15 protein-coding genes are annotated in these 13,373 nt (G+C 57.7%); all 15 read right to left on the bottom strand.

The genetic code is table 11. The features are described 5' to 3' along the window. Window positions 1-102 precede the first annotated feature (102 nt). A complete protein-coding gene (locus ACIREA_RS13625; RefSeq protein ID WP_397382825.1) occupies window positions 103-540 on the bottom strand; it encodes a hypothetical protein in 438 nt (145 codons plus the stop codon). Between the two features lie 26 nt (window positions 541-566). Next, a complete protein-coding gene (locus ACIREA_RS13620) occupies window positions 567-1,481 on the bottom strand; it encodes a phage capsid protein (RefSeq protein WP_397382824.1) in 915 nt (304 codons plus the stop codon). Window positions 1,482-1,647: 166 nt separating this feature from the next. Then, window positions 1,648-3,252 carry a hypothetical protein gene (locus tag ACIREA_RS13615; RefSeq protein WP_397382823.1) on the bottom strand — a complete coding sequence of 535 codons (1,605 nt, stop codon included), beginning with the start codon at window positions 3,250-3,252 and terminating at the stop codon, window positions 1,648-1,650. Beyond that, a complete protein-coding gene (locus ACIREA_RS13610) occupies window positions 3,249-3,728 on the bottom strand; it encodes a terminase small subunit (protein WP_397382822.1) in 480 nt (159 codons plus the stop codon). Before ACIREA_RS13610 ends, ACIREA_RS13615 begins: the two co-directional genes overlap by 4 nt. Before the next feature lie 278 nt (window positions 3,729-4,006). Further along, window positions 4,007-4,459 (bottom strand): hypothetical protein, encoded by a 453-nt coding sequence (locus tag ACIREA_RS13605; protein WP_397382821.1) that lies wholly within the window; start codon window positions 4,457-4,459, stop codon window positions 4,007-4,009. 97 nt (window positions 4,460-4,556) lie between these two features. Further along, window positions 4,557-5,261: a DUF1376 domain-containing protein gene (locus tag ACIREA_RS13600; protein ID WP_397382820.1), complete on the bottom strand. Its 705-nt coding sequence runs from the start codon at window positions 5,259-5,261 to the stop codon at window positions 4,557-4,559. A 3-nt stretch (window positions 5,262-5,264) separates the two neighbouring features. After that, entirely contained in the window at window positions 5,265-5,696 is a 432-nt protein-coding gene (locus tag ACIREA_RS13595) for a hypothetical protein (protein ID WP_397382819.1), read from the bottom strand. Beyond that, window positions 5,693-6,058, bottom strand: a complete 366-nt coding sequence (locus ACIREA_RS13590) for a RusA family crossover junction endodeoxyribonuclease (protein WP_397382818.1) — start codon at window positions 6,056-6,058, stop codon at window positions 5,693-5,695. Before ACIREA_RS13590 ends, ACIREA_RS13595 begins: the two co-directional genes overlap by 4 nt. A gap of 313 nt (window positions 6,059-6,371) precedes the next feature. After that, window positions 6,372-8,927 (bottom strand): DNA methyltransferase, encoded by a 2,556-nt coding sequence (locus tag ACIREA_RS13585; protein WP_397382817.1) that lies wholly within the window; start codon window positions 8,925-8,927, stop codon window positions 6,372-6,374. Then, a complete protein-coding gene (locus ACIREA_RS13580) occupies window positions 8,924-10,171 on the bottom strand; it encodes a DUF2800 domain-containing protein (RefSeq protein ID WP_397382816.1) in 1,248 nt (415 codons plus the stop codon). Before ACIREA_RS13580 ends, ACIREA_RS13585 begins: the two co-directional genes overlap by 4 nt. Further along, window positions 10,168-10,476, bottom strand: coding sequence for a hypothetical protein (locus ACIREA_RS13575; protein ID WP_397382815.1), 309 nt, complete (start codon window positions 10,474-10,476; stop codon window positions 10,168-10,170). The genes ACIREA_RS13580 and ACIREA_RS13575 overlap by 4 nt, the downstream gene beginning before the upstream one ends. Continuing rightward, a complete protein-coding gene (locus ACIREA_RS13570) occupies window positions 10,473-11,201 on the bottom strand; it encodes a hypothetical protein (RefSeq protein WP_397382814.1) in 729 nt (242 codons plus the stop codon). Before ACIREA_RS13570 ends, ACIREA_RS13575 begins: the two co-directional genes overlap by 4 nt. Continuing rightward, on the bottom strand, window positions 11,198-12,238 hold the full coding sequence (locus ACIREA_RS13565) for a hypothetical protein (protein WP_397382813.1): 1,041 nt from the start codon (window positions 12,236-12,238) through the stop codon (window positions 11,198-11,200). The genes ACIREA_RS13570 and ACIREA_RS13565 overlap by 4 nt, the downstream gene beginning before the upstream one ends. 35 nt (window positions 12,239-12,273) lie before the next feature. Next, on the bottom strand, window positions 12,274-13,119 hold the full coding sequence (locus ACIREA_RS13560) for a hypothetical protein (protein WP_397382812.1): 846 nt from the start codon (window positions 13,117-13,119) through the stop codon (window positions 12,274-12,276). 55 nt (window positions 13,120-13,174) lie between these two features. Further along, window positions 13,175-13,339 (bottom strand): hypothetical protein, encoded by a 165-nt coding sequence (locus ACIREA_RS13555; protein WP_397382811.1) that lies wholly within the window; start codon window positions 13,337-13,339, stop codon window positions 13,175-13,177. Window positions 13,340-13,373 lie beyond the last annotated feature (34 nt).

Here is a 13,373-nt window from a genome sequence, read left to right as displayed (position 1 = left end):
AAGCGCGATGTTGCAGATTTCGACGGGCGTCATGTGCTTCTATGAAATGGGGCGGCTCGCCACCACGCGAAGCCGCCCCTGATTAACCAACCGCAAAACGAGTTATTCCTGAACGAACGCGAGGAAGAACTGACCGACGTCACCGATGGCGGAAGCGGCTTCTGTTGCCAGCTTTGCGCGGATGATGCCGTCTGCCGGAACAGCCACTTCCAAATCTTCACCGCTGAAGTTGATGCCACCAGCCGTGAGAGCGTCCACCGCAGCCATGAGCACATTGCCCGCGCTGTCGATGATCGACACCGTGAGGGTTGTTGCAGCGCCCTGCCAAGAGACGCGGCTGAGGTGTGGAATCAGTTTGAAGTTGCCACCCTGGGGGAGGATGACCAGAGGCGCGGTGTCATTTGCCGCAGCAGTGTTGATGTCGAGTGTGAGGTCGACCTTGCAGCGTCTCACCTCCCGATTGAGGCCGAAGCCGTCAGGGAGGCGGACAGGCACAGAGTTCTGCGCCACGTAGGTAGGAGAGCCAGTAAGAGTAGCCATGGGATGTCAGAGGTCAGTGGTTGAGATTAGGCGGTGAAGTGGCAGTCAATGCCGACCACGAGGGCCTCTTCCATGCGGCTGCCACCGAGGTAGCCGGACGAATAGACCTGCAGGTCGTAGTTTTGCTGGCTCAGTTCGTCCATGCGGGAGTCACGGCCACCTTCGTTGAAGCGAACGGCTCCATACATCCAGGCCGCGAGTCGACGGGTGTCGGAGTCACTGCCGGGCATCGTGGTATCATAGATCGTGGTTTTCACGATCTTGAATCCACCCAGCATGTCGGAACGATCTTCGATCACATCGAGGATGCGAGCGCGGAGATTGATTTCCGTCGCGGCCACCGAGTTGTATACGCTTTCCAGATCGAGCGGAGTGCAGCCCAGCACGACGCGCTTGGCGTCAGGGGAAAGGTGGCTGTTCTGCTGGAGCAACAGAAGAGCGCGAACGATCTTCGCGTAAGTCAGGCCACCAGCGGCTTGCAGGCCGTAATCTTCAGCAACGATGTTGGCGCTGGCGAGATTGGTTGGCGTGGCGCCCGCGAGCTTCTCGCCGTCGTAGGCGATGCCGAGAGCCGAGTTGAGAATGACCCGGTCGCACAGACGGTTGTAGCCGTTGGCGTGAGATTCGATGTAGGCCTGAGGCAGGCCGGTTCCAGAAGCCCCCATCTTGCGCTTGTCGATCTTGTCGAGCACGTTGGCGAGGGTGTAGTCCTCGTTGGTGATGTGACGGAAGGACAGCGGGGCTTCCTTGATCTTGGTCTTTTCGCGCCGTCCGGTGCGCTTGGTGAATTCCTGCGAACCGATGCGCTGGAAGCGCTCAGATTCACCGGTGAAGGATTCGCGCAGAACGTAGGGCTCAAACAGGCACTTGCGCTGCTGGGAGAGATGATACCAGTCCGTGGCGAACTGTTGGGAATAGGCTTGAAGCTCCGAAGGAGTCATGGTGATAGGAGATGAAAAAGGTTTCTGAAACCCGTTCGCCTCCGGTTGTCCGCGTATGCGGTGCTTCGGCTCCGGCTTGTTGTGGCTTGCGGGTTGACGCTTTCACGTGCCGCGAATCACAACAGAGTGATACTGAATCTAGGAACTAGAACCGTCAACAGGAATTTTAGCCGCCCACTCGCATGACGGCCCGCTTGGCTTGTGGCTTGCGTCGCTGCTTGTCCCAGTCGTCCAGATCCTTCACCTGCATGGATACCTTCCACATGCCGTGCGTGACGGCTTCAGCCAGGGTGCGCAGGGCATCGGCATGATGAGAGGCCCAATCGTGCACCGGCTCGTTGCTCACGATGCCGCCAGCCTTGACCTCCTTCGTCCGGTAGGCAGAGAGTGCAGAGCGTCCACCCTCAGTCTGCGGCCCCAAGAATACCAGCGATGGAAATAGGCCGAGCAGTGCATTGATTCCTGTCCAGATGTCGTGCGTCACAGGGACGACCTTGAACGCTGTCACCCCGGCATCCTTCAGGTCAGAGATGATCGTCCGTCCCGTACGTTCAGTCTGCGCCGCATCGTGCGGCAGAAACACCGTGCCGAGATTGTGTCCCTTGCGCAGCCAGCGACCGTAGCGGGTGGCAATGGTCTCGCCAAGCTTGCCCACGTCGTGATCGATGACCTGAATCTCACGCCCGACCCGCCGGCAGAACCATGCAGGCGAGTTCTGCGGTGCACCGAGATCCATGAACACGTCCACCACGCAGTCAGCGACCGGCAGACGTGGGAGGATTCGACCCTCGGTTTCGGCACGCGTCAGCGCCTCGGCGTAGATGGCACCCTCAATCGGAGCTTCCCAGCACTCATCGAGAAACGTGGGATTCTCGCGCTTCATGAAGATTCCCTGCGTACGTCGCTCTGCGGCATACCAGCGCATCTGCGCATCGCTCAGGGTGATTCCCTCGCGTTCCAGACGCTCTTCAATGCGCCCGAAGTAGGCTCGTGACTCTGCATCGTGCTCCGCATGCTCATTGACGTTGCGCGGATCAATCCACCACGGCGAGAACGACACATCCCAGTCAGCCGCTACACCTTCGATGGATGGCTTGATGACGTCATAAAGTTTGCCTCCACGTCCACCCTTCCAGGTGGTTTCGACAACAGTCACACCGTGACGCGCAGAAGGGAACGCACCGGACACGATTTCATCAGCACGGCCCGGGTCATCAAATTGGATGACGCCCAGCTCAGAGCACCACAGAAAGTCATTCGAACCACCACGCGCGCGGGTGCCAGCATAGAACGTGCTCTTGCCGTCTTCGCCAGCCTCCTCGCCAATGTCGATGTTCACCGTCAACTCGCTGTCATTCTCCTTCAGGACCTTGAGCGGCCAGCACTCGCGCAAAGCACCAAGCGCCACCTTGACGATGTCGTTCATCTTCTTCTTTGCATCGTCGGCGATTTGATCAATCAGCGTGGCGGTGAAGTTGGCACGGAAGCCGAGACAGTCGGCCACGAAAACCCCAATCGTGGTGGAGAAGCCGAGCCGCCGGGCCTTGAGCTTGGCCTTCTTCGTCTGCTTCTCCCAGCCGTCGCTCTTCGCTTTCACAGCCTCGACCGCATCGACCAGCTCGCGCAGCAATTCGACCTGCTCAGGGCGCGGAATAAACGGAATGATGCCCCTGCCATCCGCTGTCTTGATCTTGTAAATCTCGCCGCTCGTGAGTCGCCAGATGGGATCTGACAGCTTCGATTCGAGTAGTGCTAGGTCGTCCTCGCTCATTTGCGCAAGCGTAGAATCAGCGCAGCCAGGCCGCCGAGTGCCTTGTTGCCCTCAGCCTCTGCGCCGTCGCCGCTGAGGTCGTTGTCAATCTTGATGGCTTCGAGTTTGGATGCCGTCTTGATCTTTTCCGTCTCCCATTCTTCAGCATCCTCGCCACGACCCACCATCTGCCGCGTGCGGTGGTATTCTTGGCAAAGGTCCGATGTAGGATCGACTTCACCGACGGGCGTCCGAACAACACGGGCAAGAAACATGCGCTTCTCCGCGAGAGTCATCACGGCTGAACCTGCCTTGTCCTCGGCGGCTTTTCTCATTCTTGAGATTTCAGCCTGAATGTCAGGCTTTGTCAGGAGATCGGAGGCAGATCGACGGGCAGCTTCGGCGCTGCTGTTGGGGTAGGCTTCGAGGTAGGCTTCGGTTTGATTGAGGCCGAAAACGATGCCTTCGCAGAACTTCTGGTGTGGGCCTGAGAGCATGGAGGACAATAACGATTCGGCATGCAAAGTCTAGGAACTAGAACCTTTGAGTATTGGATTTTTCAGAAATTCCCCCTTACCATCCCCCTTGGCTCCATCGCTTTCTCTCACGAGTTGGCAATAGGCACGCCACATCTGGCATCCCTCCCGGTGCCTGCGAATATGGTGGCTGTTGCTCACGACTCCACAGGGGCAAGATGGCCTACCTCGCTGCTGACCTCTTTCGAGCCACGATTTCACGATCTGCCTCTCGCCTTCGCTGATTTGTTCGGTTTTCATCACCAGAAGTCCGGAACCTCCTGTGGAATTTCGACCATCCAGCTGCCGTCGCGTTTGAGGCGTGAGGCGATGCGGCCGTCGATTTGTTGTTCGATCTCGCGGCGGTAGAGGTTCGCATCGAGCATCGTCCAGCGATTTGAGCGCAGCTGTAGTAGTTCAGCGATCCGCGACCGCAGAACGGCTCCAGCGCCTTTGGTTTGATCGGCGCCACTGCCCACGTCCTCGACATAAATCAGGTCATACTTCGCGTAGTCACGGGGCGCGGCGAAGTCCTGCAGGTCGGTTGCTGGCACGATGTGGGCGATCTGCGGGCCTCGCTGGCCGGTGGGCGTCTTGATGCGCCAGGGCGAGGCTTTGAGGCATTGGAGGGCCTGCTTCAGGATGTGGGTCTTGCCGACTCCCGATGGGCCTAGAAGCGAGAGCCAGCGCTTCGGAGGCTCGTTGGCAATCACGGCGGAGCAGAATGCTTGAACCGCCGGCAAAACTGGCGCGAGGGCAGGGTGGTAAACCTTGTATCTCCACAGCCAGCTCGCAACGTGCGGGTAGATCTCAGGCGTAGCGGCCGGGTTTATTGGCTGTGTCGCTGCGTTGAGGAGTCGGGCGGGTGTTTGCATGTGTTTTGCGTTGGGAATCATTGGCTTTCCAGCTGGTGGCATAGTTGCGGAAGAGCGGCTTCCAGTCGGCGATTGGCTGGCCGTGGCGGTTCATCCAGCCCGAGGCTTCACACTCGTTCCAGTAGCGTTCTGCGCACTCGGGAGGGGCCATCACGGTTGGAGCGTAGGCCTTGACCTCGTCGAGGGTCGGCCACGCGCCCGCGCTGCTCTCTCTCTTACTGTGGTGGGAGGTGGGAGGTGGGCAGGTCTTAAGCAGTGCTTGTGAGCTGCTTGTAGCAGTGCTTACAGCAGGGTCTAAGCACTGCTTGCCGTAGCGGGAGGCGTGCATTTTGCTGGACTTCTCTTTGGCCTTGCGGATGCGTTCGCGCTGCTCAGCGCGCAGCTTTTCAAGCAGGGCGTTTCGACGTTTGCCGTCATCTGCAACAGGAAACTTTTCGAGCACGATCGCTGGCACCTGCGACCCTTTGCGGTAGCCCAGCAAGCGGGCCAATGTTTCCACATCCGCCGGCAGACCATCGTCTGTCCACTGGTGGCAGAGAAGGTCCAGGTAGTCGCACCGCTCCACTTTCGTCATGTGGCGGGTGCCGTGAGTCCACCGCTCGGGATAGAAATCAAATGCAGGTGCGTCTTTGATGGTCATGGCTCAAAAGGGAATGTCATCATCTTCCATGCCTTCGCTGATCGGGCCGGATGCAGTATCGCCGAAGTCGTCATCTTGGGGTGGTGGCCGTCGAACCGGCGGGGCCGGGGTGTGTCGCCGCGGCGGAGGTGCTGCAGCCTGCTTTTTCACCTCGGCCAAGTCTCCCCACTGGGTGCCGTTGCCGATAATGGGAAGATTCACCCTGCTTGCGCGCTCTTCCTTGGTTGAAGCCTCGCAGACGAAATGGGTTTTCCCCCATTGGTTCGCGCCATCCTTATTTTCGATCACGTCCAGGTTCAGATAAACCTTTCCGTTCTGATGTGGCTTGGCCCTGCACTTTGTGAGGTCAATGAGGACGCATTCACGCCCTCCCGTGGTGACTTTTTGCGCGCCTTGAAGGCCGAGTAGATCAATGGAGACAGCAATTTTATTCATGTTTCTTCGGTGATAGTGAGTTCGATTCGAGGGTTTGATGCATCCTTGAACATCTGCGGACGCTCTGGCCAGAGGTCGCGGTCGTTCTGGATTACGCCGGCGTCAGCTACGCCATCGAAGGCGGCTTTGAGCGAGGCAATGAGGTTGTCAGGATCTGGAAAGGTTGTGGTCTTGAAGTAGGCTGCGACATTGACGCGGGCCTTCTTCCACATCGGCGGCTTGCGTTTGACCGCTACAAAGGCAGCTGCCCAGGCCTGCTTTCGATAGACCTGCGTACCTTCAGCTTTGCGCCGCCATCCTTTGCGGGAGTTCGGCTTAACCGCCTTCGGAGGCAGGGGAATGGTGATGGTGAGGGATGTCATGCGGGCTTTTTAACCTTCCTTGCCATTTTCCTTTTTTGGTTTTCCGCAGGAGTGACCACCTCGATATGCGCTGGATTCACGCACATGGAGAAATTGCAGGTGTGGTCTCGATGGCATCCTGATGGACAGGTTTTTCCACCGAGAGCTTCAGAGGAAAAACGATGGGCTCTGACAGCCTGCCCGTTGACTTTGAATGTCCCGTAATACTTCCGGTTTCCCTTTCCTCGGGATCTGGCCCCAAGCCAATACCAGCAGCCGCAATCCAGGACGTCCACGAGTCGGATAAAACGTTCGATGTCTTGTTGGGTGAAGGTCATGCCGCCAGTGCCCCCGGTTGAGTTTCGAATGCGGCGAGGTCAAACAACGTCGGCGCTGTCATGTCACGCTCTGCTACTTCACAGTATCCGACGGCATCTTTCCAGTAGCCTAGATTCAATTCAGTTCCCAAAGCCCTGCGTCCCATCTTAAGCGCCTGATAGGCCGTGCTGCCGATGCCGAGGAACGGATCAAACACGAGGTCGTCTTTGTTCGTGTAGCGGGTGATCAACCGCTTGATGATGTCGAGCTGAAGCGGGCAGACGTGCTTTTCTTGAGCGCGGCGAGACTGCTCACTGTTCAATGTCCGCATACGGGTGATGTCGGTCCAGATATCCGCGTGACGGCTCACGGCCGGAAACAGCATGAAGCTCGATGGCAACTTGCCGCGCTCTTCGAGGGCCTTCGCCAGGGTCGCGTGCTCTGGGTGCGAGTAACCACCTTGGAGAGAGTGCTCAATCCACCAGCGCTTGATGTCTTCCATGGACCAGTGAACCATGATGTCAGGATCTGGTAGTCTGTTCCCGTTCGAACGCCACAGGCCAGAAGCATCGAGTTGCCAATCGGCCCGGGTGTAGTCTTCTTTCGGCTTTGTGACCGGCTCGTCAGCGTAGGCGTTCGAGAGATCCGATGGCAGCTTGCGGAAGATCAGGACATACTCAGGCATGCCCGCGCCCATCTTCGTTGAATCCTTGGCGTTCTCTGACCATCCCAGCCGGTAGGTCTGCGCATTCTCGCGCACAACGTCGGTGTCGATGGTGATTCGAGCCATGAACACAAAGCCAGCATCCATGAAGGCTTTCACGGTCTTGTCGCTGAACGGGTTCACCGTCGCGCTGGCATGGCCGGTCACGTTGCCAAACTGAATCCGGTCCTTAACGTGAATGGCAGCAATGCGCCCAGGTTTGAGCACGCGGAGCAGCTGCGGGCAGAGGTGGCCCATCTGCTCAAAGAATCCAGCGTCCCCCGAGTTGTGACCAAAGTCATTGAAAGACGGCGAGTATTCGTATTGGTTCCCGAACGGAATTGAAGTGCAGATGTGATCGACTGAGTTGTCTGGAATGCTGTCGGATAGCAGTTCCAGTACGACGTCGTTGTGAATGACCCGGAAGCGCTCGCCTTGAACCTCTGCGCGCTCCGTTCCCTCGTTGAGATTTCGATAGAGTTCCATGGTGTTTGTGGACGTGAGTTTGTGAAGTTTGAGCAGCGCCTGCATTTTGAGCATCAGCTCGTCATGGCGCTTCCATTTGGCCTTGAGTTCCGCGACGATGGCGTCTTCGCTGTCGAGGTGGACGATGTGGATGTTGACCTGCTCCTTTTGTTGGAATCGGTGGATGCGGTGAATCGCCTGAATAAAGTCGTTGAACTTGTAGCCAACGCCCAAAAAAATGGCATCAGCGCAATGCTTCTGGAAGTTGCAGCCGGATCCTGCAATGATCGGCTTCGTGGCAAGAATGGAAAACTCACCTCGGCTAAAGGCCATGATAAGATCTTCACGGATGTCGAGTTCCTGAGTGCCATAAACCGTCTTGGCCTCAGGAATGGCTTTTTCGATGGCCGCACGTTCCTTTTCGAGATCGTGCCAGATCAGCCAATGCTTTGTGGATACCTCAGCATCCATGATGTCAGCGGCGGCAGATACGCGCATGTCGATGGACTCGCGTTTAATCTCTGCCGACTCTCGCAGGCCCTGCGCATCATCGCGCAATAGCTGAGCCTGCCCCCAAGTGTCCACCTGTGCCCATGCTGCTCGTTGATCGACCTCCAGCCGGTGCCAGTGAATCTGAATCGGAGGCAGGTCGTAGCCCTCATCCGAATAGCCCAGATCTGAGGGCCGCGTCATAAAGCACGCCCAGGAATGAAGCCATGCCCAGAACTGAGCCTCCATGTGAGGATAGAGCGTCAGGTTCCCAGCCTTTTCGCTGTCCCGCTGGAAGAACCGAGTCAGAGCCTCGCCGCTGTCCATGATGCCAAGGAACGCGCCGTAGTGGATGAGTTCCTTGTATCGATTCGGCGAAGGGGTCGCGGTGAAGACGTAGCGGTATTTGACCGCCTTGAACATCGGCAGGAATTCTTGATACGTCTTGGAGCCATAGGAACGTAGAACGCTCGCCTCATCGAGCCCGGCACCGGCGAACAGCGACAGGTCAATCTTTCCATCCCGAACGCTCTCGTAGTTCGTGACAAAGATCCGGCCCTTGATGGCCCGAACCTCTTCTGAGGTCCTCACGAAGTATACCGGGTAGCCCATAGCTGGCCCGTCATTCTGTGTGAACTCCTGACGCACACCGAGAGGGCAGATGATCAAGTACTTGCCGCCCGTCTTTTCTGCTACCCACCAGCCGACTTGAAGGTGGATTCGCGTCTTGCCGAGGCCGAACTGCAGGAACCCGGCGCGGCGTCCACCTTTGATCATCCACAGCGCCACATCGACCTGATGCGGGAAGAGAGAGGCATGGGGAGCTGAGAATGGCGTAAATCCGGCGACTTCCGCCTGTGGAATCTTCGACCGCAGCAAGGCCAGGTAACTCTCCCGAAGGGCATCGAAGTTCACTCGTCACCCCCTTCCAACATGGTGACGGCCACGAGTTCTTGCTTGTCCGCCTTGCGACCGATTGCGCCGGCGGATGTGAGGGCAGTTTCGACGGCCTTTTTCGCGGCGTCGGTGGTCAGATTGTAGGTGGTGCGCTTTGGTGTCTGGGACTTGATCCCTGAGCGCAGCCGAACTGCTTCCTCCATTGCTCCGATGGGGAGCTTGCACGCGGCCAGGACATCCTCATGCGTGACGCCGAGGCCAGAGAGCGCGGTGAACGCCGCCTGAGCATCAGTGATCTCACGGTTGCCCGGTTTCGTTTCGAGCCGGTAGAACTGCTGAAACTCGACGTCATCTGCCGCCCGCACCTTCGCCGCATCCATGATTGATTCATAGAGCCGCTTGAGCATCGGGGCGCCGCGCACCATGGCAGCGTGAACTGATGCCGGTTGCTCAAGAGCCCTGACAAACAAGGCGTGTCGCTGTGAAGTGCCATCGCCGCCCGCAATGGTGATGGCGTTCAACGGCTCCGCGACACGGTGCGCTGAGTTGATGAATATTTCGCACCGAAGACGAGCCTTGCAATGGTGGCACCAGTGGCCAGCGTGGCGGTCATCCGGTGTCGCCTGTGCAGACCGAAGCAGCGCAGCTTCCAGCCACTCGCGAGCGGTTGCCAGCGTCAACTCGTCGTAATCTGCCACCGTGGGCCGACCTTTGCGCGGCTGGACAATGGCAACGCGAATAGACTTCAGCTTGTGCTTTGCCGATACCAGAACGCCATTGCTGGCAAGCTGCGGGTTCTCGATGGCGGCGGCATGGTCGCCATTCAGAGCTTTGAAATCAGGCATCAGTCCGCGTTCACCTTGGATGTAAAGGCGGTCGAATTTGCCGGTGAAAACGAACTCCGCTTTGCTGTCAGGCCTGACTTCCAAGACGGTGCCGAAGATGGTCAGGCCGTAGCGGACTTCATCCAATCGCGCCACTTCAGGTCCATTTGGGTCGAGCCAGTCTGCCAACAGGTTATCCACCTGAGATTCGCACATTTCCGCCGTTGCCTCGGCTGAATACGTCACCTCTTCCGCGTCTGCGTCGTCGCTCAGGATGGCATGCACCACATTGCCAGCCGCCGCGTCTTTGTCGTCGAGCTTTTCGGGAGCGATCTCTTCCGCCGCTCTTTCCATTTGGTGGGAAGCGGGGCAGTTGACCACGCGAATCATGCCGGATGCGGAGGGAACACCTCGGCGTTCATCAAAGGGCGCGATCATTTCGACCTCCTTCCTTTGCCCATGTCAGGGGCCAGCTCCGGCGAGGTGTCTGCCACTTCACTTTCGCTCGCGACCTTGTGGCGCACGGCGACCGCCGCCTCAACATTCCAAGCAACTGGCGAACAGGCCAGATTGATCTTGAGCGACATACTCACAGAGAGAGTAGCCTTGCCGGTCTCGCTTTCTTGTGATTCAGCGAGAGCAACGCCAGCAGCTTGAAGGATGTTCGCATGAAGCTCACCGAGCAGCTCTTGAATTTTGGCAGGAGCTTCTTCAATGATCTTGTCGAGTTCTGCGGTGATCATGACTCACCACCTTTCTTTTCAACCATCCAAGATGGGACGATATCGTTGAACTGTTTCTCGATGCCATCCTTTGCTCGCATTGGCATGAGCAAAACAATGACCCCATCACGCAAGTCTGGTGTCGAAGGCCGGAACACATGAGGACAGCCATTGGTGAGAACGTCACCACGAGCGGGAAACAAGCTGACGCCGCTATTGTTGGAGCGGGAAATCAGCCAAGCCTCAACAACCGCAGTGGCATGTGCAAAGTATGAAGGGTTCAAATTTGCAGGCACAACAGGCTCGCCAGTCGCATCCCGAGTTATTTCCAACACTTTCCGCCAGTCAGGGAATTTACCCTCGATCAGCGGAGCAGTGATTTCCAGACCGTCATAGTCTTGCCAGAAGACCTGATCGCCACGAATCCGCAGGATCATGCGGAGCTCGGACTCTTCGCCAGCGATACAGTCATTACCGTATTCATCCTCCACTTCTTCCAACTTCTCAGGTAGAAGCCTGGGCTTTGGCACAATAACGCTCAGCCCATCGGGGGGGAGAATGTTCTGGATGTGGCTCACGTCCACTACAGTCAACATGCGGCCATTGGTGGCGACGCAGACGAGACGGGTTCCGATGGTTTCGAAGTAGAGCCCATTTATGATATGTCGTGTTTCATCGGTGCTCACGAGGGCGCACAGAGCACGAAGCAGGGCCTTGTTCAGGACGATTTGAATCTCAGCGATCACTTGGAAGACCCTCCTTTCACGATCTGGCTAAGTTTGTCCCAAGAGGCCAGGGCGAAAGAAATCTCGCCGTCCTCACAGTCTGCAGCAGTTGCCCGTGGATCGTTCAAGACGCCGTTCTGAAACAGCACCTCGCCGACCTTTTCCCACGGCACGTTGAGTGCCTGAACCTTCGCGAGGAAGGTTTCGCGAGGTGATGGTGCGGAGCCATCTAGGACAAGCGGAGGGGCTTCTTTCTTGACTGGAGCCTTCTTCAAAAGTTGAGAAGCTTCAGCGTTTGGAACCTCAACCTCAAACCACTCATCCGCCTTGCTCATACCATCCTTGAGGCTGGCAGCGATCTTGCGGAGAGACACGACTTGCGCAGGTTGGATGGCATCGAGGCGGCGCTGAATGCGCTTCTCAATCTGCTCCTTTGTGACGCCGTATTTCTCGAACGTGGCAAGGATCTTCTTTTGAGCTTCTGGGGACGCGTCCGCATCGGCGCGCATGGTTTCGTCGCACTGATCGAGCGCGGCTTCTACCACGTCGCCAGGGATGGTGGCAAGGATGCATGCACGAACTCGGCGGCTGGCATTGTTGGCGACGAGTTCGTAGATGTCGCGAGGGTCGGACAGCGGCTTGTTGCCATCCTTTTTCGTGTATCGCATGTGAGGGACCTGAAACGTCACACTGCGTTTCGTGTTCGTTTCCAGATCCCAGCAGAAAGCCTCGCAGGTGGACGCGCCGCCAGATTGCTCCAGTTCGGTGAAGCCAAATGTCAGATTGCCCCACTGCTGGGCGATAGCTTCGGCGAGGCGAATGGATGGCCCAGTGATGTCAGTCCCTCCACGAGCATACTGATAGACGGCCACGTTGGCAAGGGTCGGGCGGGAGCACGCATTTTTGATGCGGTCCATTGCGGCCACTTGATCACGCGGGAACTTTTTCGCGATGACAAGCGCGGCCTGCACCTCTTGAACAGCGCGGCTACTTTCGATCTGAACGAGCGCCGATGAATTCGGTTGGGGAGGAGTGAATAATTGAGTGTTTGTATTCATGGTAGTATATGGTATTTAGACAAATGGGTTTAGGGTTATGCTGCGACTTCCACGAAATCACCCTTGGAATTGACTGTGTAGGTGATGCCCTCTTTCAGTCCTTCACCGACGTAACCGACGGCGATCCTCATGCGTTTGCCGTCATGGTAGGCCATCGTGATGCAGCCATCTTTGCCAGCTTTCGCTCTGCCATCGTATCCCGTAATCGCCCAGCCGTAGTCGCCGGTCGCTGAGGCGTGGCCGTAGTTGCCGGTCGCTGAGGCGTGGCCGGAGTAGCCGGTCGCTGAGGCGTGGCCGGAGTAGCCGGTCGCTGAGGCGTGGCCGTAGTTGCCGGTCGCTGAGGCGTGGCCGTAGTTGCCGGTCGCTGAGGCGTGGCCGTAGTTGCCGGTCGCTGAGGCGTGGCCGGAGTAGCCGGTCGCTGAGGCGTGGCCGTAGTTGCCGGTCGCTGAGGCGTGGCCGGAGTCGCCGGTCGCTGAGGCGTGGCCGGAGTCGCCGGTCGCATTCGATTCCGCAGCGGGATAACTGGCGTAGCCGCGAATAAAGGCCATTGCTGCAGCCCACGATTTTTCCACCGCGAGCGTTTTGCCGCTGGGGAACTTTACTTTACCGCCAAGATTCACAACCTTCTCTGCATCGACTTCGACAACCAGCCAGGTGATGTCTTTGCCCTTCTCTTTAAGATCCCAGTCGCCAGATCCCCAGAGCCATCCATGAAGGCCATTGCCACATTCGGCATTCGCTCTCCAATCGGGAGCGGTGGTGGTCTCGCCGACTGGAGACCATTGAAATTTTCCACCCCGTGAGAGTAGATTTGCATTGCAGGTGCGGAGCACAAGGACCTTGGCAGGCGCGGGCTCAAGCGCTGATTTAGATTTTGTCATAGCGGTATTATGTGGTGGTGTGTACTGGTATCTGTAGAACAGACAGAAGGCGGAATTATGGGGAGACGGGCGGGGATGACTCGGCGAGTGCCGCGTCGTAAATGGCGCGGATCATGTCAGCGACAGAGCGATAGCCTTTGGACTTCGCGAGCTTTTTGAGAGCCTTGCGCTGAGATGCTGGGATGTGAGCGCCCGCGAATTTCTTTTTCGTCATAGCCATGGGTTGGGCTCTCCTTTCGTTCCGACCTCGTGGC

It is taken from the genome of Prosthecobacter sp., from assembly GCF_044373815.1.
GTDB lineage: Bacteria > Verrucomicrobiota > Verrucomicrobiia > Verrucomicrobiales > Verrucomicrobiaceae > Prosthecobacter.
Note: the sequence above shows the minus strand (reverse complement) of the source record. Positions and strands in the feature narration are given on the sequence as shown.

Coding starts and splice junctions, on each gene's coding strand:
- ACIREA_RS13620 (WP_397382824.1), bottom strand. CDS start 1,481: ATGACTCCTTCGGAGCTTCAAGCCTATTCCCAACAGTTCGCCACGGAC.
- ACIREA_RS13615 (WP_397382823.1), bottom strand. CDS start 3,252: ATGAGCGAGGACGACCTAGCACTACTCGAATCGAAGCTGTCAGATCCC.
- ACIREA_RS13565 (WP_397382813.1), bottom strand. CDS start 12,238: ATGAATACAAACACTCAATTATTCACTCCTCCCCAACCGAATTCATCG.
- ACIREA_RS13595 (WP_397382819.1), bottom strand. CDS start 5,696: ATGAATAAAATTGCTGTCTCCATTGATCTACTCGGCCTTCAAGGCGCG.
- ACIREA_RS13590 (WP_397382818.1), bottom strand. CDS start 6,058: ATGACATCCCTCACCATCACCATTCCCCTGCCTCCGAAGGCGGTTAAG.
- ACIREA_RS13580 (WP_397382816.1), bottom strand. CDS start 10,171: ATGATCGCGCCCTTTGATGAACGCCGAGGTGTTCCCTCCGCATCCGGC.
- ACIREA_RS13560 (WP_397382812.1), bottom strand. CDS start 13,119: ATGACAAAATCTAAATCAGCGCTTGAGCCCGCGCCTGCCAAGGTCCTT.
- ACIREA_RS13555 (WP_397382811.1), bottom strand. CDS start 13,339: ATGGCTATGACGAAAAAGAAATTCGCGGGCGCTCACATCCCAGCATCT.
- ACIREA_RS13625 (WP_397382825.1), bottom strand. CDS start 540: ATGGCTACTCTTACTGGCTCTCCTACCTACGTGGCGCAGAACTCTGTG.
- ACIREA_RS13610 (WP_397382822.1), bottom strand. CDS start 3,728: ATGCTCTCAGGCCCACACCAGAAGTTCTGCGAAGGCATCGTTTTCGGC.
- ACIREA_RS13575 (WP_397382815.1), bottom strand. CDS start 10,476: ATGATCACCGCAGAACTCGACAAGATCATTGAAGAAGCTCCTGCCAAA.
- ACIREA_RS13600 (WP_397382820.1), bottom strand. CDS start 5,261: ATGACCATCAAAGACGCACCTGCATTTGATTTCTATCCCGAGCGGTGG.